The sequence below is a fragment of the Chryseobacterium sp. MYb264 genome (assembly GCF_035974275.1).
GTDB lineage: Bacteria > Bacteroidota > Bacteroidia > Flavobacteriales > Weeksellaceae > Chryseobacterium.
Genome location: NZ_CP142422.1, coordinates 1,506,989 through 1,527,403, shown reverse-complemented (window position 1 = coordinate 1,527,403; position 20,415 = coordinate 1,506,989). Strand labels below are relative to the sequence as shown.

The window sequence follows — 20,415 nt, the reverse complement described above, 5'->3', positions numbered from 1 at the left end:
CTTTAAGGAATTTGTAAAATTAAAATACAAAAAATATGAAATTTTCAAAGACACTGATGACAGGTTTAATAATGATGATTGGAGTGAACGCTTTTGCTCAGAAGAAAGCAGAAAAGTTCGCAAAACTGGAGATTGAAATGTTCCCGAAAGCGAAAGAAGGTTATAAACAAGTATACGTTCAGTTGCCTATTGCTAAAAACGAAAACGACTTAAAAGTTGAGTTTTTTGTAGGTGCAGAAAAAATGCTAGACTGCAACAAACACTTTATGATGGGCGAAGTAAAAACTCAGGACCTGCAAGGATGGGGCTACACTTACTATGATGTTGAATCTAAAGGTGAAGTAGGAGGTACGTTGATGGGCTGTCCGGATCAGAAACTGACCAAACAATTCGTCAACTTAAAGCCTGAAACGGTGAGATACAACAGCAAGTTGCCATTGGTTTTCTATATTCCGAAAGATATGGAAGTGCGTTACAGAGTGCTTCGTCCGGATGCGATGAAGAAAGCGGTTCAAAAATAAATATGATTACTTTAACAAATTATATAAAAGTGCAGATAAATAGTTGTCTGCACTTTATTTTTGATTATTTAGAAAAGGATTTTGCTTTGAAATATCTTAGCAAATAATCATAGATTATCATTTCAAACAATCGCTGATTAGAAATAAAAAGTCTGTTGATATTCATATGAAATATGCTTTGGAAAAAGCTTTGTAAAGACATTCCTAGGGATTGGTTAGCATAATGGTATAATATGTTTTGTAATATTAAATTACTTTCTTTAATATTCGAAATAATAATATTTCTTTCCTCCAAAAATTCTTCGGACTGAATAAAATCTAAGTATTTTGGCTTAAATGCTCGGTATTTTTTATCTAATTGGGAATTAAGCTTTTTATCCGCATTAAATTCCTGTTTAAATGCGTTGTTAAAATCTCTAATCCAGTTTAATTTTTCCTGAGTAGAAAGACCAATAATGTTTAAAATTTCATCCACATAAAAAAGAGAAATGATGATTTTCTCTTCATCATCGTAATGCAGGCACTGTAGAGTAAATTCGCTGTTTTTATTAAATAAAGATTCAGCTTCTTCCATCGTATTTTCTCCATAACGTTCTATTTCTCTAGTGTAAGTATCAAATGTAATTTGTGAGATTTCTCCGCTCTCTAAATATTCAGATAAAACATGATGAAGTTGATGAAGGATTTTATTATAATGGTTGCTATGATTTAATAAAAATCTTATTCTTAGATGAGGTTTAGGATCATTATATCGAATGAAAAACCATTTTGAAATGTGCTTATTAGCCTGAAAAGATTCTACGATCGGTTGTACAGCTTCTTCCAAAACAAGATCTGCTGTTTTAATACCGGTGTAAATTTTTACATACAAGCATTCACTTCCTGGAATAAACTTTCTTTTCATCACTGTTTTATTTTACTTTATACATGGGAAAAATAAATTCTCTTTTAAAGTCATCATTTTCGTTATATAAAAATTCTTCCATATTGATCGTCTTTTCTTTTCTTACAGTTTGAATAAAAAGCATTGCCATATCATAATTCTCCAAGTTTATTGTGAGCGTATGATCAAACTTTGCCCATTGAACCCATGCAGGAATTTTTCTTTTATTTCTCCAATTTTTTAATTTCAAAAGAAAATCTGCTTTGTGTGAGTTTGTCAAATCCAAAGAAGAAAATTCTTTTTCTGTAATTTTCCAATTAGCCTTTGAAAGAATGATATTATTATATTCTATTCTTGGCAGAAATGAATACACATGCTCTAATCCTCCCCAATTAAAAGAAAGTCCTGATCTCATATTCTGCGAATATAAATCTGCTAAGAAATGATATACAGGAAGGGTGTTGGTATAATAATTATGTGCGTTTGTATGATATGGCTTTATTACTTTGTTCAATTTTTTCGAGCGTAAAATAATTTCGTCATTTTTTAACGAAATATATAAGTCTTCTAAAGGTATTTGATTTTCTTCTGGTAAAAGGGATTGAGCTAAATAAGGAATTTCATATTGTCTTAAAGTGGGTCTTCTGATTATATTGCCAATTCTAGCTTCCGGTAAGTGAATGATTTCTGCTAAAATCTCATCAGGATGAAGCTCCTGTTCTTTTTGAGCAATAGCTTTGGTTAAATGACGGATTTCAGATTTTTCAGAGCAAAATCGCCCCAAAAGATTAGCAGCACTACCTGTCGTAAAAGTATTTAAGAATAATTTTTCCTGATTATTTTCAGAAATTATTTCTGTCATTACGGAGATTGTATCTGGTAAATCATTCCAATTTTCTTCAAAATCTTTAAAGTCTTCATCAGTAAGTTCAATAGTCTGTTGATTATCCAGTAAAGCTTCCTGTAATTTCTCATTAAGCTTTACTGAAATAGGAGTAAGTTCAATATTCTTGTTTGGTTTCTTTTGCGAATAGGGAATTACTAAATCTTCTAGGTAAGGATGAATGCCTTTTGAATGAATATTTTGTTTGTATCCGATTCCTACTTCATTATCCAAAACATATAATAAGGGCAACTCTTGTGTTTCAAATCTTTCGCTAAAAACTTTTTTAAATTTCGAAAATTCACTTTCTCTTTGATTAAGGTTGAGTTTGTTCAAAAAACTTATTCCTTTTTTTAATTTTCTTTTCCATTCAGATGATAAAGAAAATAATGTTTTATTGTAGAGATCAGTTTGAAAAAGGTATTGAGATTCATATTCTATTGAAAAAGATTTTATTAATTCTTCAATTTCAATATACTTAAAAATTGAATTATGAATGTTTTGGTCTAACTCATTCAGTTTATTTTTTATCGAAATTAAAATTTCGGCTTCAGCTTTTATTTTCCTTTTCTCTAAAATAGTAATAATGGAATCTAAGAAATCATCTCCTGAAACATTGGGTTCTAATTCGCTTACAAGCACTTGATTTTCGATAAGCTCTTCTACAAATTCTATTGCTTCTTCTTTCGTAATATTATCATTAATCAAAATATCACCAATTTCTTGCAGCGTTTTGCCTTTCTTTGAAAAATTTAATATCTGCTGTAATTCTTCAGAAAGGGGAGCTAAAGAAATAATATAGTCTCTTTTTCCTCTTGTGTACTTATATTCTATATAATGAATTCTATTTCCTACTTGGTGGATGCTGTTATTCGGGAAAAATAAAAGCTTACTTCTAATTTCTATTTGCTGCGTAAAATGTTGTGCCAATGAAACAAGAAAAGACATATCCAATTTGGTATCTCGTAATAGATGATCGATTGAGCGTTGGTTATTTTCATTATTAAGAATGTTAGACATCGCTAAACTGAATTTCCCTAACCTAACCGCTGAAAACAATCCGAATGGAGTAGATCTTGTACTTATTCGGCTATAATATTTTAAAATAGTATGCTTTAATTTTTGAAATTCTTTTGTAGAAAAATCTTTTTCTGAACCAAGCCACTTATTAATCTCCACGTATAAAGATGGTGAGGACAAATAAATAGCTTCCAAAAAAATAGGCTCTCTGCAAATTTTCTTTAATTCATCATCAGAAACAACATATCCATTAAACTGATTTTGGAAATTTTTATATGAAAATAGAGGAGTACGTACCACATACTCCTCAAAAAATTGATAAGGAAAACGAGACATTATTTTTTTGTATTTTCTTTTGGCTGGTAATCAGGGTGTCCTAATTGCCATAATGCAAATGCAAACATATCGCCTAAATTAGCATATCGTTGAGCAACAGGTACATTACCAGCATGCCCACCTTCAAAATCTATTTTTAATAATACAGGATTAGAAGATGCATCATTAGTCATTAATTTAGCTGCAAATTTTACAGGCTCCCAAACAATAACTCTTTGGTCATTTATCCCTCCTGTGATGAAAGTCGCTGGATACTTTACTCCTTTTTTAATGTGATGATAAGCATCCATTTCCAATAAAGCTTTAAATTCCTTTGGGTCTTTTATGCTTCCAAACTCTTTAGGCTGAGAATTAGGTTTTGTATAATCTCTAAGCATGTTTAATGAACCAACCTCAGCTATGACTGCTTTAAAAAGATCTGGTCTTTCTGTCATAGCCCTGCCTACTGTAATTCCTCCTGCACTGGCTCCCCAAATAGCGACCTTATCTCTTGAGGTATATTTCTCGTTTATTAAATATTCTGTACAGTCTATCAAATCTCTCCAAGTATTAGGCTTTGTTTCTTTATATCCTCCTAAGCGCCATTGCTCTCCTTTTTCACCTCCCCCTCTTACGTGAGCTACAGCGACCATTCCACCTTGATTAGCCCATAACAAGTAAGTTTTAGCAAAGAAAGGATTAGAGGAAATTCCATAAGAACCATAGCTGTCAATCAACACCATGTTTTTGCCGTCTTTTTTAATGTTCTTATTATAAATTAAAGAAACTGGAATTTCTTGTCCATCCCTTGCTTTTACACTTATTTCTTCAACAGTAATATCTTTAAATTCAGGATACTCTGCCACAGGAGCCATGTTTTCTGGAATAAAAAAATCCTTTTTTACATCATATTTAAAACGTTGCTCATCATTTGCCCACCCAGAACAGGTAATCCAAATATCTGAATAATTTTTCCCTTTACTCTGTAATTCAATATTTCCTGATGGAAAAGGGAGTTTAATTACATTATCCTTTCCATCTTTATATAGATACAATTTAGCTTCTACACCGTTTTTAGTAGTGGTGTAATAAATACCATCTTTTGTTATTCTATAGCTTTTAATTATTTCTTCTATTTTCTCTGGAACTAATACTTCAGCATTTTTAAAATTTGGATTAGTAATATTTGTTCTACATAATTTATTTAAATATGAATTATAGTATGATAAAAAAATGACTTGATCATTCAAAAAATCTAAACTCTTAGCTTTATCACTTGATTCAGAAAATAATTTCCAATTTTTTTTCCCAGCTAATAAATCTTTTTTATTGATTATGAATGTTTTTCGGTATGATTGGAAATCTAACAACATTCCTTTATAAAACTGATCATCAATATCAGAATTTAAAATCATAGGAAATTGATCCTCAGCAATATTTAAATCAGGATTGTTTTTGGCAGAAAAAACATCAATTATTTTTTTTGGATCAGTTCCTATTTTATAAACAACAGTCTGAGTATTTTTATAGAAGTCTTTAGATTTAGAATCAATTGTAGAAAAATTTACATAAAAAAAACCGCTACTATCATCTAACCATTTTATTCCATCAAAACTAGCAGGCGCAGTATTGGTAAGGACTTCAGGATAGATTTGTTTTTTTTTAACATCGATAATAATCAGATCGGATAGCTCTACACCTTTTTCAGCTATTGAAACAGCAATCTTATTACCATCTAAGCTTGGACTTATATAATTGATAATAAAATCATGATTTGTTTCTGAATTTTTGTAGTTAATAGGATTATAAAGTAATTCTTCTTTTCCTTGAAATCCTTCTCGATAATATAATTTTGCTATTTTTTCATTTCCTTTTTTCTTTAAATAAAAATATTTATTATTATCTGTTATCTTCAAATCTGATACAGAATAGCCTTGCCTTGTATCAAGTTCTAGTCTTTTTTCTACATAGTAATTCCTTTTAGGAATTAAATCTAAAACAGAATTGGTATAAGCTGTCTGAGATTTCATCCAATCTATGTTTTGGATGTCATCTAAATTTTCCAAATTTCTGTAATCATCAATGATTTTAGTTCCAAAATACTCATCAATAGTTGGCTTTGATTGAGGTAATTTTGTTTTTTGAGCACTCGTAAAAAATGATGAGAAGCTGATAATAAGAAATATTTTTATTTTCATTAGTCTTAAGAATTACTTACTACTAGCTGTTTGAAAAGGAGTAGGAAGATTTGGGTCATCATTTCCGTTCATATTAATTCCCGCTTGATTCCCGCCACCTCCAGTAATCGTTTTCATAGCATTAAGCTTCATTAATTGAACTTTTTTTAACGACAATTTTTTTTCACTTTGATTTTGTTTTTTCATCATTAATAATATTAAAATTTATCTTACAAAGAAAGTAAATTTTATAAAACTAAATAGAATTATATTTTTAGATTTATAAATGTATATATGGAAAATGATGTAATGTTTTGAAAATGTAGATGTTAATGTTTTTTTTGTTTATTCTTGTTTCACATCTTTTTTAATTATGAAAACCCTATTTTTGTAATGAATTTCCAAAATGATGAAATCTATATACTTACTTTTAATCATATTATTTAGCAATTTATTTTATTCACAAAATAAACAAGTTGATAGTTTAAGAGCATTTAATTATAAAGAGCTAAAAAACAAATTTTATAATTACAATGATAATATTAAAGTCGATAATGCTAAGGTTATAGCTCAATATTATCTGCAAAAGGCTAAAAAAGAAAACAATAATCTAGCAATAGCTGACGGCTATGTTCTTACTCATTTTAATGAAGATTTTTCTAATGCACTAAAATACTTAGATAGTACAACTGTAGTTACAAGAAATTTAAAAGGAACAATATATCCTTCTCAAACATATTTAATGAAAGGTAATCTTTATTACAAATATGATAACTTAAAGCTTGCTTTGGATAATTATATTTTAGGATTACAATATGCAAAGCTGCAAAAAGACAAAAAGCTTACAGCATATGCAAATATGAATATAGCATATATAAATAGTTATATAGGTAAAAATGCAGAAGCAGCTAAAACATTCAGATATTATCTGTATAATGAAAGAAGTTTTACTGATGAATCGCAACATAATCAGATGCGGATTAGTCTAATTTACTGTTATATTGAACTAAATAAAATTGATTCTGCAAATATTCTTATAAATGAAGGGAAAAAATCTCAATTGGCAGATAAAAATAAATATGTTTTCAACCAATATATATATTACACAGGAGCTTATAATTTAAAGTTAAAAAACTATAAATCCGCAATTAAAAATTTTTCTATAGCTAATGCTTACTATTCCAAAATCAGTGATCAAAATGCAGATTATTGTTTATTAAATATTGGTAAATCTTATGAAGGCTTAAAGAACTCCCAAAAAGCGGCTGAAGCCTATATTAAATTAGATTTTAATGTACAAAAAACTAATATCACCTTTCCCGAGCTCCGCGAAGTATACACTTATCTTATAGATTATTACAAAGAAAAAAATGATAAAGAAAAACAATTGTATTATATCGATCGTTTTCTAAAAGTAGATAAAAAACTTGATGACCAGTTTCAATATCTTTCTACAGAATTGCCTAAAAAGTATGATACTCCCAATCTTCTACAAGAAAAAGAAAATATTATCAGAGATTTAAAAAATAGAAAAAGAATATTATATATTTCTATTGGTGTCTTAATTTTAGTCCTTCTATTAATTTTAACTCTTTATTATAAAGCGAAGAAAACAGCAAGCAAACACCGAAAAATAGCTCAAGAACTAATTCAACGTATTGAAAAAAGAAATATTGAATCTACCATCAATAAAGAAATTATTGAGTCTCAAATACCTGTGCCTGTCGAGGAAATAGAAAACAAAACAACCAAAACGGTTCCGGATGATGTTACTAAGTTTATTTTGAATGGACTAGATACTTTTGAAAATAAACAACTCTTTTTAAAAAATGGTATTACTTTAGCTAGTTTGGCAAAAAATATAAAGACAAATACGGCCTATTTATCCGAGACTATTAATAATCATAAAGGTAAAAATTTCACTTCTTATCTTAATGATTTACGGATTGACTACGTTTTGGAACGACTTGTTCAAGATAAAAAATTTCGATCTTATAAATTGCCAGCTATTGCAGAGGAGATTGGTTATAATAATGTACAAGCATTTTCAATTGCATTTAAGAAAAAAACCGAAACTACACCCTCTATTTATATTAAGGAAATCGAAAAATCAAATTTACTATAGTTTACTGTTTGTTTATTCTAAATAATTGAATTTCAGAATTTTAATCTTGAAAGGTTTTATAAATATATATTCTGAATTTATAAATCCGTCTAAGTATTGTTTTTTTTCTGTCAATTTCTGATTTAAGTTTGCTTCAGATAAAAACACAAATGTTTTATTTTTTGTATGTGTACAGTGCAGAAAATATAAATATAACGCTCGCTGATCAGCAAAAACCCATGCCAGGGATTGTATGGCAAAAAAAATATTAATTTTTAAAATAATATAGATATGAATCTAAAAAAATTAAATGTTCAAGAACTGAACAATAAGGAATTACAAGAAACAGAGGGAGGTATTTTACCATTAATCATGGGCATAGCTACAGTGACAGCAGCCGTTTATTATGGTGGAAAAGAAATTGGAAAAGCCGCTTATTACCTAACTCATTAATTTTTTTTAATTATGAAAAATATAAAAGAATTAACTTTACAAGAGCAGAAAGATATAAACGGTGGTGGTCTCTTAGTTTTTGCATTAATGCTAGGCATATATGTAGGATATAAAGAGACACAATATGAACATTCAAAAAAGTAAATTTTAATTATATGGTTTTTTCTAAAAAAGTAAGTATCATAGTGGCTTGTATATTAAGTTTTATTTTCATTCTTATTTGTGGAAAAGTTATTGGCAAGGCATTATTTTATTTATTAAACTAAAAACAAATACATATTATAATTATAGGAAGTAGTATTTTTCTTCTTCCTGTAATTTTATATTTATAATTTAATAAAAATAATTTACTTTTAATATTACTCGCTATAATAGGATGTTAAAGTAATATTTTAGTCACAGCATAAGCTTAGGCTTATCAAAATTATAATAAACTTTTCTTATAGTTAAATCTCAAATTTTCAATGTTCAAAAAATCAATTTATATAGGAATATTAGTTCTTGTAGTTGTTTTCCTATGCATTTTACCGATCACAAAAGTTCCTATTTCTTCTTCTTCAAGAGGCGTTATACGATCTGTCCAGGAGAATACAAAAATTTCTGCTATCGTTTCAGGAAGAGTTATTTATAACAAACTAGAAAAGAATAATCAGGAAATCAGACAAGGAGATACCTTGCTTATTGTCACAGCAGAACAGCTGGATACACAGAAAAATCTTCAAAACAGTCAAAGTTCAGACTATTCAGCACAGTTGCAGGATCTCAGTAAATTAACGAGAGCACAAGTTTCGGGATTACAAACCGGACAATATCAACGAGAACTGTCCGCCATGCAGGAAAGAATTGCACAAGTACAAACACAATTGTCTTTAGCGCAAAAAGACTTTGATAGAGCCGCAACACTTTTTAATCAGGGAGTAATCCCTAAAGCAGAATATGATAAATTTTACTACAATCTTCAAGGGCTTAAAAACCAAATTGCCGGAGTAAGAGAGCAACAAATTGCTCAGTGGCAAACTCAAAAAAGAGAGGTAGAAAGACAAATCCGCTCTTTAGGTTCAGAAGTTCAGCGTATTAATCAAGAACAAAAAAATTATATCATAACAGCTCCCATTTCAGGGAGACTTGTAAATTTTTCCGGAATACAGAAAAATAACTTTTTAACACAGGGACAAAATATAGGAGAAATTTCTCCGGAAGTTTCATTAATTGCTGAATGTTTAGTTTCCCCTAAAGACATTGGTTTTATCCATGTCGGACAAAATGTAAAATACCAAATCGATACCTATAATTATAATCAATGGGGATTATTGAAAGGCAAAGTTTCTGAGATCGATCAGAATATTAAAATTAATGAACAATCTGGAGAAGCTTCCTTTAGAGTTCTTTGTAAAATGGATAAAAACTATTTGCAATTGAAAAACGGGTATAAAGGAGAAATAGATAAGGGAATGACTTTTACAGCACGTTTTCATTTGCTTGACCGCACATTATGGCAATTGTTATTTGACCGTGTTGACGATTGGTTCAACCCCAAATTAAAATAAATCTTTACCCATAATTACCATGAAAACTTTTACGATAATTTCAAAGTTTTAACACACAAATGAAAAAGGATATATTGATTAAACAGCATGACATTAAAGATTGTGGTGCTGCTTGTCTTGCCTCTGTTGCGATCCATTATGGATTAAAAATGCCAATTGCAAAAATCAGACAAATTTGCCATACCGATACAAGAGGAACCAATGTTTTAGGTTTAATACAAGGTTTAGAACAAATGGGCTTCAATGCAAAAGGAGTAAAAGGTGGTATTGATGCTCTACCAGAGCTTCCACTTCCTGCTATAGCTCATATTATTGTTAACGGACAAATGCATCATTACGTGGTCATTTATAAAGTCACAAAGGATAAAATTACAGTAATGGATCCCGCCAGAGGGAAGCTGGAGGAATACAAAACAGAAGAGTTTTCAAAAATATGGACAGGGGTTCTAATCCTATTAGAACCTAATGAGTATTTTGAACAAAGAAATGAAAAAACAAGCCTTTATAAAAGATTCTGGAACTTGGTTCGGCCACATAAGAGTATTTTAATTCAAGCCTTGTTAGGTGCTTTGGTGTATACTATTTTGGGATTATCAACCTCAATTTATATAGAAAAAATAACAGATTATGTTCTGATAGACGGTAATAAGCGGTTGCTCAACTTACTTTCAGTTGGAATGATAGTCATACTGTTGTTTCAAATTTTTATTGGAGCCATGAAAAGTGTTTTAGTTTTACAAACGGGGCAAAAAATGGATAAGCATCTTATTCTCGGTTATTATAAACATTTACTAAAACTTCCTCAACGTTTTTTTGATACCATGAAAGTCGGAGAAATTATCTCAAGAGTAAATGATGCTGTCAAAATAAGAACCTTTATAAATGATGTTTCCATACAGATTTTTGTAAATCTATTTATCATTATTTTTTCATTTGCGTTAATGTTTACCTATTACTGGAAGTTGGCATTAATTACAGCATTAGTAATTCCTTTCTATTTTTTAGTATATTGGATTACCAATAAATTGAATAAAAAAGTAGAAAGACAATTGATGGAGCAAAGTGCAGAACTAGAATCTCATTTGGTGGAATCCATCACTTCCGTAAAAACGATTAAACAATTTGGCGTAGAAACTTTTGCTAATAATAAAACAGACAATGCTTTTTCCAAATTGTTAAAAACAATTTACGCTTCTGTAAAGAATGCCTTATTTTCAGGCAATTCATCCGAATTTTTATCCAGAATTTTTACGATTGTACTACTTTGGGCGGGCTCAGGATATGTGATTGATAGAATCATAACCCCTGGAGAATTATTGTCTTTCTATGCTTTGATTGGATATTTCACCAATCCTGTATCACAATTAATCGGGATGAATAAAACTATTCAGAATGCACTAATAGCTGCCGACCGTCTTTTCGAAATCATGGATCTGGAACGTGAGGAGAGTGCAGATAAATTAGAATTAATAAAAGAAAATATTGGAGACATTCAGTTTAAAGAAGTAAGTTTTAGTTATGGTAGCAGAACCGAAGTATTTACGAATTTTAATTGTATTATAAAAAAGGGAGAGACAACTGCTATTGTTGGAGAAAGTGGTAGTGGCAAAAGTACATTAGCTTCCTTGGTTCAAAATTTATACCCACTTAAAACAGGAAGAATTATGATTGGAGATTATGACAGCCACTATATTTCTAATCATTCTTTAAGAAATTTAGTATCTGTAGTTCCGCAGCAGATAGATTTGTTTTCCGGAAATGTGATCGAAAATATAGCATTAGGTGAAGATTTTCCCGATATACAGAGAATTCTAAATATTACTAAAAATTTGGGAATATTACGTTTCGTAGAAAAATTACCTAATGGATTTCAAACGTACCTAGGAGAAAACGGAGCTTTGCTTTCTGGAGGTCAAAAACAAAGGATTGCCATTGCCAGAGCCTTATACAAAAACCCTGAAATATTAATTTTAGATGAAGCCACTTCTTCATTGGATACAGAATCAGAGATGGTTATTCAAAATACATTACAGGAATTTAGAAGTCAAGGAAAAACAATGATTGTTATTGCGCACCGTTTGAGTACTATTATTAATTCTGATACCATTTTGGTAATGAAAGAAGGGCAGATTATAGAAAAGGGTGGACACCAAGAGTTAATCTCAAGAGATTCTATCTATAAAATGATGTGGGAAAAACAAGGAACAAAACTGGACTAGCCAAGAGGGTAGAGATTAACAAAATTTTCAATTAAAACAAAACTTAAATTTCAGTTAAACAATTCCGCTAAAACTATCATCAATAAAGGTTTTCTATTAAACGGGACTTAAACTCTTTTTAAATTCACTCTATTGTGGGAATTTCTTATGGTTTTACATCGTTTTTTGCATTATATTTGTTAGAAACATGAACCATGAAAAGCAATCTATTGATTTTTACGTTTAGTTTTTTGACACTTCCGGTATTGGGCTGGGCTCAGTCTGCGCCTGATTTCAGAGAATTACTGGATAGTGCAGTGGTGCGGGATTCCGATCTTAAAATGCAGCTGACCCAAAATAAACTCACCGATCTTGATGAGCATAAACTGAAGGATATTTTTCTTCCTACGTTGGAAATGAGCGGACAGGCAGGATATCTTAATGCTACGGCTCGTCTTACTTCTCCTGAAATTAATTTAACCCCATTTATCAGAATTCCGGAAGGAAGTTTTAATAATAATCTTAATGTTTCAGGCTTTTCGGGTATTGCCAAAGCGGATGCCAAAATGGTGGTCTATTCCGGTGGAAAGGTGAAATATTTGAAGAAAGCGATTGAGGAAAAGAAGTTATCAGAAAGTATACTGCTCGAAAAAACAAAGGATGAGGTCATAGCAGCGATTTCAAAAGCATACGATCAGCTGGCTTTGATTCATCAGTCAAAAAAGGTGTTGGATGAAAGTACGAAAAGATTAGATATTAATCGGAAAACAGCCGATAAGGCGTTAGGTTACGGATTAATTACACCTTATGACCATAAAAAAATAGAACTTGCTCAGGCCACACTCAATGCAAAAGTGGTGGAATATGAGGGCAAAAAAGAATTACTCTTAACGCAGCTTTATATTTTAACGGGAATCAATAAGGAACGATTACGATTAATTGAACCAGTGTTAGAGCCTGTGGAATTATTAGCTCCCGAAAAAGGCATCGAACAAAGAGCAGAGATTCGTGCGTTGGAACACGGAATTGTTGCTGCCGATTATAAAATAAAAGCGGAAAGAACGTGGATAATCCCCAAAGTTCAGTTGATGGCTTCTGCTTACTACATTGGTTTGTACGGAAGCCGCATTAAAACGTCGGAAAATGTAATTCCTGCGATTCCCCAGTTGGGATATGGTGGAGCGAAACTGGACTGGCGACCCACAAATATCAATATTTTTCCTTTAATTACTGCCGGAGTAGGTTTCAAATGGGAAATCTTTGATGGAAATGAAGGAAAACATGCCGAAGAAACCGCTAAAATCGGGAAAGAAATGCTTCAGAATCAAAAAGAAGATGCGCTGAAAAAACTAACCCTGAATCTAGCCAATAATCAAACGAATTATGATATTGCCACCGCTCAGATTGCTTTAAAATCAAAGGAAAAAGAGTTGGCAAAAAATGCATTGATACAGGCCGAAAAAGAATTCAGATACGGGATGAGCAAGTCTTCCCAACTTATCGATGCTGAAAATGATCTTGAAATTTCCGAATTGGAATATCAAAATGCGGTCTTCAACCAGAGAAGAGCGGGAATTGAGTTGATGAGATCGACTCAAGAACTGGATATTGCGAAACTTTATCAACCTTAAAATTTAAAATGATGCAAAAAAAACTCTCTATATTATGTGCTGTTTTGCTCTTGCTGGGAAGTTGTGACAACAAAAAAGAAAAACTGAACGATTCTGAAGGGAAAACAAAGAAAGAAGTGATCTCTTTTGCTCCGAAAGTTACAGGCAGAATTGTGAAAATACTTGTAGAAGAAGGGCAAACCGTAAAGAAAGGGGATACCTTGGCATTGCTTGATATTCCTGAAGTTTCTGCAAAAATTGCTCAGGCTCAGGGTGCCGTAAGTGCAGCCACAGCTCAGGAACAGATGGCAAAAAATGGAGCCACGGCCGATCAGATGAAGCAGCTTCAGGCAAAATATAAAGGGTTGAAAGAACAGTACGATTTTGCACAGAAATCATATAAAAGGGCGTCCAATATGTATCGTGACAGCTTGATGTCACCACAGGCTTATGATGAAGTTTATGCTAAAATGCAGGGCGCAAAAGCGCAGTACGACGCGGTGGTAGCAGAATTGGATGATGTGAAAAGAGGGACCCGTTTCGAAAAAGTGGAAATGGCAGCAGGGCAGGCCTCACAGGCAAAAGGTGCTTTGCAGGAAGCTAATGTAGCCTATTCCGAAAGATATGTGATAGCCACCAACGACATGGAAATTGAGACTATTAGTTTAAATCCAGGAGAGTTGGCGACAGCAGGTTTTGCATTGTTCAACGGATATATTCCTAACAGTACGTTTTTCCGTTTTACAGTTCCTGAAAGTCAGATCTCGAAGTATAAAAAAGGGCAGACCGTGAATATGGAGGTTCCTTATAATAAAGAGAAATTGCAGGGAAAGATTTTATATATCAAACAATTGACAAAATATGCAGATATCACAACAGCTTACCCCGATTATCAGCTACAGGACGCGATCTACGAAATCAAGGTGAAACCTGATGATATGAATAAAGCGAAAGATATTTTGGTGAATTCAAATGTATTGCTGAAATAATTATGAAAGAATTTTTCCGACTTTTACGAAGAGAATTTAAGCTGTTTATCGGTAATTCGACCTTGAGAACCGTATTTTTTCTGGCGCCCGTTTTTTATGCAACATTATTAGGTTTCGTCTACAAAAGCGGAAAAGTGGAAAATACTCCGGTTTTGGTGATCGACAGGGATAATACACCTTTGTCGAGCCAATTGACAGAAATGTTGGAAGACAATAAAAGTATTAAGATCATTCGGTATTTGCAGGAACCTTTCAGTATTAAAGATGAGGTGATTCAGCATGAAGCCGCCGCGGTGGTGATTATTCCGTCTCAATTTGAAGCATCTATTCTTCAGAAAAAATATCCTGAACTCAACGTGTATGTGAATACAGGAAATGTTTTAACGGCTAATTTTGCATCCAAAGCTTTGCAGTTAACCATAGGAACTTTTTCGGCAGGAGTTTCTATTAAAGCGCTACAAAAAGCGGGAATGCCAGCTACAAGAGCAGTAACACAGTATGAGCCTTTTAAAGCTAATTATATCACATTATTCAATACCACAGGAAATTACCTGATTTTTATGTGGCCGGCGATGTTGGCCGTAGTTTTACAGCAGGTTATTTTACTGGCGATGGCGGTGAGTTTTGCTGCAGAATTTCAGGGCGGAACATTTATTAAAGAATATGCAAAAATGCGAAAATGGGCGTTTCCAACAATGTTAATCAAGGTTCTTCCCATCTGGATTTTTTCAATTTTAATTGTGAGTGTTTATTATTTTATGCATATGATTTTCAAGGTTCCGATGCCGGAAGGAATTTTTAATTTTATTGTATTAACTGCAGTTTTCGTGGGCTCAGCTTCATTTTTAGGAGTGTTGATCAGTATTTTAATTCCGGATGCTTTAAAAGCTACCCAGATATTAATGGTGATTGCTTCTCCGGCATTCATCATCAGTGGTTTTACCTGGCCTCTGAATGCCATGCCGGCTTTTGTACAGTTTATCGCGAATATTATTCCGTTGACGCCTTTTTTACAGGCTTTTAAAATTTTACTGATTCAGAAAGGTTCTGTAGAACTTACGTATCCATATTTAAAACATTTAAGTATTCTTTTAATCGTTTACGCCATTTTAGGGTGGATTGCTTTAAAAATTAAAATGTGGCTGATGTTCAAAAATCCAAAATCTGTTACAATTTCAAACGAAAATTCTTCTGAGAATTTGAATTAATTCATCATAAAATTAACTTTTGACGGACTGACAATTTTAACATTAAAAAATTGTAATTAATTCATGATCAAAAATCGGTATTTCGTAACATATATTTCATAAATGTTATTGTATTTCAGTGTTTTTACTATTTTTTTTATGAGTTGAAAAATGATACAAAAAAACTGATATATTTGCTTTGACAAATAAAATAAGCTATGGAAAATGTATTTGATGCGAAAGATGCTCAGAATTATATAGATAGAATAAATAAACTGGTGGAAGATACCCACGGATTATGGGGTAAAATGACGGTAGATCAAATGTTGGCGCACTGTTGCATCACGTATGAAATGGTATACGAACCGGAAAAACATAAAAAACCGGGAGCAATTGCAAAGTTTATCCTTAAGAGATTCGTAAAACCTAAAGTGGTAGGTGAAAAAGCGTATCCGAGAGATTCTCCTACATCGCCTCAGTTTTTGGTTCAGGGAAGAAAGAATTTTGATGATGAAAAGAAAAGACTGATTGGTTTTATCCAAAAAACTCAACAGTTAGGAGCTTCAGCTTTTGACGGAAAAGAATCTTTTTCTTTCGGAAAACTAAATTCTATCGAATGGAACAATATGTTTGCTAAACATTTAAATCACCATTTATCTCAATTCGGAGTTTAAAAAATAAATCAGAACACATGAAAAAACTTTTATTATTCCTCATTTTAGTCTCCAATTTTGCAATGGCGCAAATGCCTGATATTTCGAATGTATGGCTGAATAACAGCAAGCCTTATATCGGAACAATTGGTAATGATAAGCAGCAACTCAAACTGAAGATCAATATTTCTGAACAGAATAAAAAGAACGATCAGGAATATTTTGTTTCAGGATATTCACTTGTCGATAAAACTTATGCAAAACTGGAAGGAAAACTAACGATCACAAAATACAGAGACGCCAAGAAAAAAGGAATTGTATTTGGTGAATATGAATTTGCTGAAGAAAATAAAGGAAAGCATTCAGGGCTTTTCAAAGGAAAATTTGTCTATAAGTTTAAGTGGAATAAAACCACAGAAAAAGTAGACGGACAGACTATTGAACTTACAGGCGACTGGAAAAGCTATGACGGAACCCTGAACTTCAAAACGAGTTTGAACAATCAGTAATTAAGTTGATACATAACAAAAATCTATATGAAATTAGGAGCATTTTCAATTAGTTTAAGTGTAAAAGACCTGCAGAAATCGAAGGATTTTTATGAAAAATTAGGTTTCAGTCAGATGGCGGGAAATATCGACCAGAATTATCTGATCCTGAAAAATGGAGATCATATTATCGGTCTTTTTCAGGCAATGTTTGATGGAAATATGCTTACTTTCAACCCCGGATGGGACCAAAATGCTCAGAATCTTGAATCTTTTGATGATGTTCGCGCTATTCAGAAACATCTGAAGGAAAATGGAATTGAGATCGAAAAAGAAGCAGACGAATCAACTGAGGGGCCTGAACATATTTACCTGAAAGATCCGGATGGTAATATGATTTTAATAGATCAGCATAGATAATATTTACAAATTAAACTCAACTTTAAAAAAGAACACATTATGGCGTCAGTAAACGTTTATTTAACATTCAACGGAAATTGTAGAGAAGCTTTTGATTTCTACAAATCTGTTTTCGGAGGAGAATATCCTTACATCGGAACTTTTGGTGAAATGCCTCCAATGGAAGGTCAGGAAGCGAAAGAAGAAGATAAAGACAAGATCATGCACGTTTCTCTTCCTATTTCTAAAGAAACAATTTTAATGGGAAGCGATGCGGGATGCGACTATGCTTCTCAGTTCAAAACTGGAAATAACTTCTCCATTTCCATCAATGCAGAATCGAAGGAAGAAGCAGAAAAACTGTTCAATGGGCTTTCTGCTGACGGACAGATAACAATGTCTTTAGCAGATACTTTCTGGGGTGCTTACTTCGGAATGTTTACCGATAAATTCGAGATCAACTGGATGGTAAATTATGACGATCCTGCGAAAATGCAGCAACATCCATAAGATTAATATTTTGAATACGAAATATCGAAAAAACTAACTGGCGGAACATTCCGTCAGTTTTTATTTTATAATACATTTGCATTCCAAAAATTTTTAAATTTGAATTGAAAATTTTGTGATTGAAATAAAACTCATCATTAAAAAAATAAACAAATGAAATTCACCATTGATGAAATTAAAGCAGAGCACCAAAAAGTAAAAAGCGGTGCCGATTTTCCAAATTATATTAAAGCAATAAAAGATTTGGGAGTTGCAAATTATGTGACTTATGTGAGTGACGGTAATGCAGAATATTTTGATGCAGAAAATCAATCTGTTTCCACAGGAGCAAAATATGAAACAATGGATATCGCTGAAGATTTGAATTTGGATGAATTTAAATCGAGGCTAAAACTTCACCAGCAAGGCGGTACAGATTATCCTACTTTTTGTAAAGACTGTGCAGAAACCGGAATTAAAGGCTGGAAAATGGATCTGACTCATCTTACCTGTACGTATTTTGACAACTCAGGAAATGATGTGTTGATGGAGCAAGTTCCTTCATAACAAACCGTTGATCAGGAACTTTTATTTGAAAAAGAAAAATTTTCACAACAATTAAATTTTGCTTATTATTGATAATTAATATTGAATTTTTAAATTTGATAGATTTTAATAATAAACATAAAGGTAAAATTTAAGAAGATGAAGATTTTAAAAACGTTGGCTTTAAGCATTTTTTCATTGGCAGCAACATTCTCGTATGCGCAAAAAAATGATCTGGGAGCTTGGTATATGTATTTTGGAAATAATAAAATCAGTAAAAAATTAAATTTTCATAACGAGATCCAGTATAGAAATTTTGATATGGGAGGAGATTTGGAGCAACTCCTGATTCGTACCGGAATTGGATATGATTTAACGGAAAATAATAACAATATTTTGTTGGGTTATGGTTTTATTTTAAGTCAACCTTATATAAACGGTGAAAAAACTGAAAATATAGAACACAGAATTTTTCAGCAATATATTACAAAACAAAAGTTCGGAAGATTCAATCTTCAGCATCGTTACCGTTTGGAAGAACGTTTTTTACAGGATGATTTCAGGATGAGGTTTCGTTATCTTTTAGGACTTAATATTCCGCTTAATAATAAAGAAATGCTTCCGAAAACATTTTATGGTTCTGTTTATAATGAAATTTTCCTTCATTTGAACAGTCCGACTTTCGACAGAAACAGGGTGTATGGAGCGTTGGGATATGTAATCAATAAAAATATGAGAGTGGAAGCGGGATATATGAACCAGATTCAGGAGAACAGAAACCGAGGACAGGTTCAGATTGGTTTTTATAACAATATTTCGTTTACTAAAAACTAGGGGGTTGATGAAATAAATTTGCTGAGTGCTAAAAACCCTTAAAAAATAATAACAATAAACTATTAAAAACGAAACACTATGCACTCAGGAAAAAGGTTTGGAGCCCGCGAATTTGCAGTCTGGACAAAGAGAAGTATTCTTTGGCTCACGGTTTTATCATCAATTCCTACTATTTTGTATTTTTTAGGATGTACCTTCCTTTCATTTCCATGGCAACCGATTGCAATCATGGGAACGGCGGTTGCTTTCATCGTAGGTTTTAAAAATAATGCGAGCTACAGCCGACTTTGGGAAGCCAGGCAGATTTATGGAGCGATTATTAATGACAGCCGAAGTTTCGGATATATTTTGCGAGATTCTCTTTCATCTAAAAATTCAGGTAAAGTAAAAGAGATGTTTCTACGTCATTATGCATGGTTAACGGCGCTTCGTTTTCAGCTTCGTGAGACGAGAACCTGGGAAAATATGGATACGGCACAGTTTGATGAATATGCCAGAAAGTATGATATTCCCGAACGATTGTCGAAGTTGGATGATGAACTGAAAAATTACCTTTCAGAAACGGAACTTCAATATATTTTAAACAAGAAAAACAGAGCGACACAGCTGATGGCAAGTCAAAGTAAAGAATTGTCGGAAGCGTATGCAAATGGAGAAATCAACGATTTTCAGTGGACGCAAATCAATCAGCAATTGATAAAGTTTACCGATAATCAAGGGAAAGCAGAACGAATTAAAAACTTTCCTTATCCAAGAAATTTTTCTTCTATTACAACTTATCTGTTGCTTTTATTCATTCTTTTTGTGCCTTTTGGTTTATTAAAAGAATTTGACAAATTAGGTGACGGAACTATTCTTGAAGGGCTGACTTTATGGTTCAATATTCCGTTTTCGTTATTGGTAACATGGTGTTTTCATACATTGGATAGTGTAGGAGAGGCTTCTGTAAATCCTTTTGAAGGAAGTCCGAACGACGTTCCGATTACACAGATCAGCCGAACAATAGAAATCGATATGCGTGATATGTTGGATGAAGAAAATCTTCCGGCGCCAATTACAGCAAAAAATAATATTGTTCTTTAAAAAAGATAAAAAAATTTAACTAAATAAACATATATA

At 32.1% G+C, this 20,415-nt stretch carries 20 protein-coding genes; 16 read left to right on the top strand and 4 right to left on the bottom strand.

The annotated features are described in order from the left end of the window. The first annotated feature begins 35 nt into the window (after positions 1-35). Complete coding sequence (locus tag VUJ46_RS06510; RefSeq protein WP_326984191.1) at positions 36-521, top strand: ecotin family protein; 486 nt, start codon at positions 36-38, stop codon at positions 519-521. A 64-nt stretch (positions 522-585) separates the two neighbouring features. Here the strand turns inward: VUJ46_RS06510 and VUJ46_RS06505 are convergent, their stop codons facing one another. From VUJ46_RS06505 to VUJ46_RS06490, 4 genes are read right to left on the bottom strand one after another with little or no spacing between them, the layout of a single operon-like run. Continuing rightward, complete coding sequence (locus VUJ46_RS06505) at positions 586-1,425, bottom strand: thiopeptide-type bacteriocin biosynthesis protein (protein WP_326984190.1); 840 nt, start codon at positions 1,423-1,425, stop codon at positions 586-588. Positions 1,426-1,432: 7 nt separating this feature from the next. Further along, positions 1,433-3,643 carry a lantibiotic dehydratase family protein gene (locus tag VUJ46_RS06500; RefSeq protein ID WP_326984189.1) on the bottom strand — a complete coding sequence of 737 codons (2,211 nt, stop codon included), beginning with the start codon at positions 3,641-3,643 and terminating at the stop codon, positions 1,433-1,435. Further along, a complete protein-coding gene (locus VUJ46_RS06495) occupies positions 3,643-5,820 on the bottom strand; it encodes a prolyl oligopeptidase family serine peptidase (protein WP_326984188.1) in 2,178 nt (725 codons plus the stop codon). Before VUJ46_RS06495 ends, VUJ46_RS06500 begins: the two co-directional genes overlap by 1 nt. Positions 5,821-5,832: 12 nt before the next feature. Continuing rightward, a complete protein-coding gene (locus VUJ46_RS06490; protein WP_326984187.1) occupies positions 5,833-6,009 on the bottom strand; it encodes a hypothetical protein in 177 nt (58 codons plus the stop codon). Between the two features lie 196 nt (positions 6,010-6,205). On the opposite strand from VUJ46_RS06490, the gene VUJ46_RS06485 reads away from it, so the two are divergent. The 15 genes from VUJ46_RS06485 (at position 6,206) to VUJ46_RS06415 (ending at position 20,379) form a co-directional block, all read left to right on the top strand. Then, positions 6,206-7,924, top strand: a complete 1,719-nt coding sequence (locus tag VUJ46_RS06485; RefSeq protein WP_326984186.1) for a helix-turn-helix domain-containing protein — start codon at positions 6,206-6,208, stop codon at positions 7,922-7,924. Positions 7,925-8,194: 270 nt separating this feature from the next. Beyond that, positions 8,195-8,356: a class IIb bacteriocin, lactobin A/cerein 7B family gene (locus VUJ46_RS06480; protein WP_326984185.1), complete on the top strand. Its 162-nt coding sequence runs from the start codon at positions 8,195-8,197 to the stop codon at positions 8,354-8,356. Between the two features lie 12 nt (positions 8,357-8,368). Next, entirely contained in the window at positions 8,369-8,500 is a 132-nt protein-coding gene (locus VUJ46_RS06475; RefSeq protein WP_326984184.1) for a hypothetical protein, read from the top strand. Positions 8,501-8,820: 320 nt separating this feature from the next. Beyond that, positions 8,821-9,903, top strand: a complete 1,083-nt coding sequence (locus tag VUJ46_RS06470) for an HlyD family secretion protein (protein WP_326984183.1) — start codon at positions 8,821-8,823, stop codon at positions 9,901-9,903. Positions 9,904-9,962: 59 nt separating this feature from the next. Then, on the top strand, positions 9,963-12,122 hold the full coding sequence (locus tag VUJ46_RS06465; protein WP_326984182.1) for a peptidase domain-containing ABC transporter: 2,160 nt from the start codon (positions 9,963-9,965) through the stop codon (positions 12,120-12,122). Positions 12,123-12,316: 194 nt separating this feature from the next. Beyond that, positions 12,317-13,732, top strand: coding sequence for a TolC family protein (locus VUJ46_RS06460; protein WP_326984181.1), 1,416 nt, complete (start codon positions 12,317-12,319; stop codon positions 13,730-13,732). Positions 13,733-13,743: 11 nt separating this feature from the next. Continuing rightward, positions 13,744-14,700: an HlyD family secretion protein gene (locus VUJ46_RS06455; RefSeq protein WP_326984180.1), complete on the top strand. Its 957-nt coding sequence runs from the start codon at positions 13,744-13,746 to the stop codon at positions 14,698-14,700. A 2-nt stretch (positions 14,701-14,702) separates the two neighbouring features. Beyond that, positions 14,703-15,908: an ABC transporter permease gene (locus VUJ46_RS06450; RefSeq protein ID WP_326984179.1), complete on the top strand. Its 1,206-nt coding sequence runs from the start codon at positions 14,703-14,705 to the stop codon at positions 15,906-15,908. Between the two features lie 197 nt (positions 15,909-16,105). Continuing rightward, entirely contained in the window at positions 16,106-16,561 is a 456-nt protein-coding gene (locus VUJ46_RS06445; RefSeq protein ID WP_326984178.1) for a DUF1569 domain-containing protein, read from the top strand. A gap of 17 nt (positions 16,562-16,578) precedes the next feature. Then, positions 16,579-17,049: a hypothetical protein gene (locus VUJ46_RS06440; protein WP_326984177.1), complete on the top strand. Its 471-nt coding sequence runs from the start codon at positions 16,579-16,581 to the stop codon at positions 17,047-17,049. A gap of 27 nt (positions 17,050-17,076) precedes the next feature. Further along, on the top strand, positions 17,077-17,448 hold the full coding sequence (locus tag VUJ46_RS06435; RefSeq protein ID WP_267402532.1) for a VOC family protein: 372 nt from the start codon (positions 17,077-17,079) through the stop codon (positions 17,446-17,448). Positions 17,449-17,487: 39 nt separating this feature from the next. Continuing rightward, positions 17,488-17,937, top strand: a complete 450-nt coding sequence (locus tag VUJ46_RS06430; protein WP_326984176.1) for a VOC family protein — start codon at positions 17,488-17,490, stop codon at positions 17,935-17,937. A 153-nt stretch (positions 17,938-18,090) separates the two neighbouring features. Then, a complete protein-coding gene (locus VUJ46_RS06425) occupies positions 18,091-18,483 on the top strand; it encodes a DUF1398 domain-containing protein (RefSeq protein ID WP_326984175.1) in 393 nt (130 codons plus the stop codon). Positions 18,484-18,621: 138 nt separating this feature from the next. Beyond that, positions 18,622-19,296 (top strand): DUF2490 domain-containing protein, encoded by a 675-nt coding sequence (locus tag VUJ46_RS06420; protein WP_326984174.1) that lies wholly within the window; start codon positions 18,622-18,624, stop codon positions 19,294-19,296. A 78-nt stretch (positions 19,297-19,374) separates the two neighbouring features. Beyond that, a complete protein-coding gene (locus VUJ46_RS06415; protein ID WP_326984173.1) occupies positions 19,375-20,379 on the top strand; it encodes a bestrophin family protein in 1,005 nt (334 codons plus the stop codon). Positions 20,380-20,415: the final 36 nt, after the last annotated feature.

Coding starts and splice junctions, on each gene's coding strand:
- VUJ46_RS06435 (WP_267402532.1), top strand. CDS start 17,077: ATGAAATTAGGAGCATTTTCAATTAGTTTAAGTGTAAAAGACCTGCAG.
- VUJ46_RS06455 (WP_326984180.1), top strand. CDS start 13,744: ATGCAAAAAAAACTCTCTATATTATGTGCTGTTTTGCTCTTGCTGGGA.
- VUJ46_RS06415 (WP_326984173.1), top strand. CDS start 19,375: ATGCACTCAGGAAAAAGGTTTGGAGCCCGCGAATTTGCAGTCTGGACA.
- VUJ46_RS06500 (WP_326984189.1), bottom strand. CDS start 3,643: ATGTCTCGTTTTCCTTATCAATTTTTTGAGGAGTATGTGGTACGTACT.
- VUJ46_RS06460 (WP_326984181.1), top strand. CDS start 12,317: ATGAAAAGCAATCTATTGATTTTTACGTTTAGTTTTTTGACACTTCCG.
- VUJ46_RS06470 (WP_326984183.1), top strand. CDS start 8,821: ATGTTCAAAAAATCAATTTATATAGGAATATTAGTTCTTGTAGTTGTT.
- VUJ46_RS06505 (WP_326984190.1), bottom strand. CDS start 1,425: ATGAAAAGAAAGTTTATTCCAGGAAGTGAATGCTTGTATGTAAAAATT.
- VUJ46_RS06485 (WP_326984186.1), top strand. CDS start 6,206: ATGATGAAATCTATATACTTACTTTTAATCATATTATTTAGCAATTTA.
- VUJ46_RS06495 (WP_326984188.1), bottom strand. CDS start 5,820: ATGAAAATAAAAATATTTCTTATTATCAGCTTCTCATCATTTTTTACG.
- VUJ46_RS06450 (WP_326984179.1), top strand. CDS start 14,703: ATGAAAGAATTTTTCCGACTTTTACGAAGAGAATTTAAGCTGTTTATC.
- VUJ46_RS06465 (WP_326984182.1), top strand. CDS start 9,963: ATGAAAAAGGATATATTGATTAAACAGCATGACATTAAAGATTGTGGT.
- VUJ46_RS06510 (WP_326984191.1), top strand. CDS start 36: ATGAAATTTTCAAAGACACTGATGACAGGTTTAATAATGATGATTGGA.
- VUJ46_RS06420 (WP_326984174.1), top strand. CDS start 18,622: ATGAAGATTTTAAAAACGTTGGCTTTAAGCATTTTTTCATTGGCAGCA.
- VUJ46_RS06445 (WP_326984178.1), top strand. CDS start 16,106: ATGGAAAATGTATTTGATGCGAAAGATGCTCAGAATTATATAGATAGA.
- VUJ46_RS06490 (WP_326984187.1), bottom strand. CDS start 6,009: ATGATGAAAAAACAAAATCAAAGTGAAAAAAAATTGTCGTTAAAAAAA.
- VUJ46_RS06430 (WP_326984176.1), top strand. CDS start 17,488: ATGGCGTCAGTAAACGTTTATTTAACATTCAACGGAAATTGTAGAGAA.
- VUJ46_RS06440 (WP_326984177.1), top strand. CDS start 16,579: ATGAAAAAACTTTTATTATTCCTCATTTTAGTCTCCAATTTTGCAATG.
- VUJ46_RS06475 (WP_326984184.1), top strand. CDS start 8,369: ATGAAAAATATAAAAGAATTAACTTTACAAGAGCAGAAAGATATAAAC.
- VUJ46_RS06425 (WP_326984175.1), top strand. CDS start 18,091: ATGAAATTCACCATTGATGAAATTAAAGCAGAGCACCAAAAAGTAAAA.
- VUJ46_RS06480 (WP_326984185.1), top strand. CDS start 8,195: ATGAATCTAAAAAAATTAAATGTTCAAGAACTGAACAATAAGGAATTA.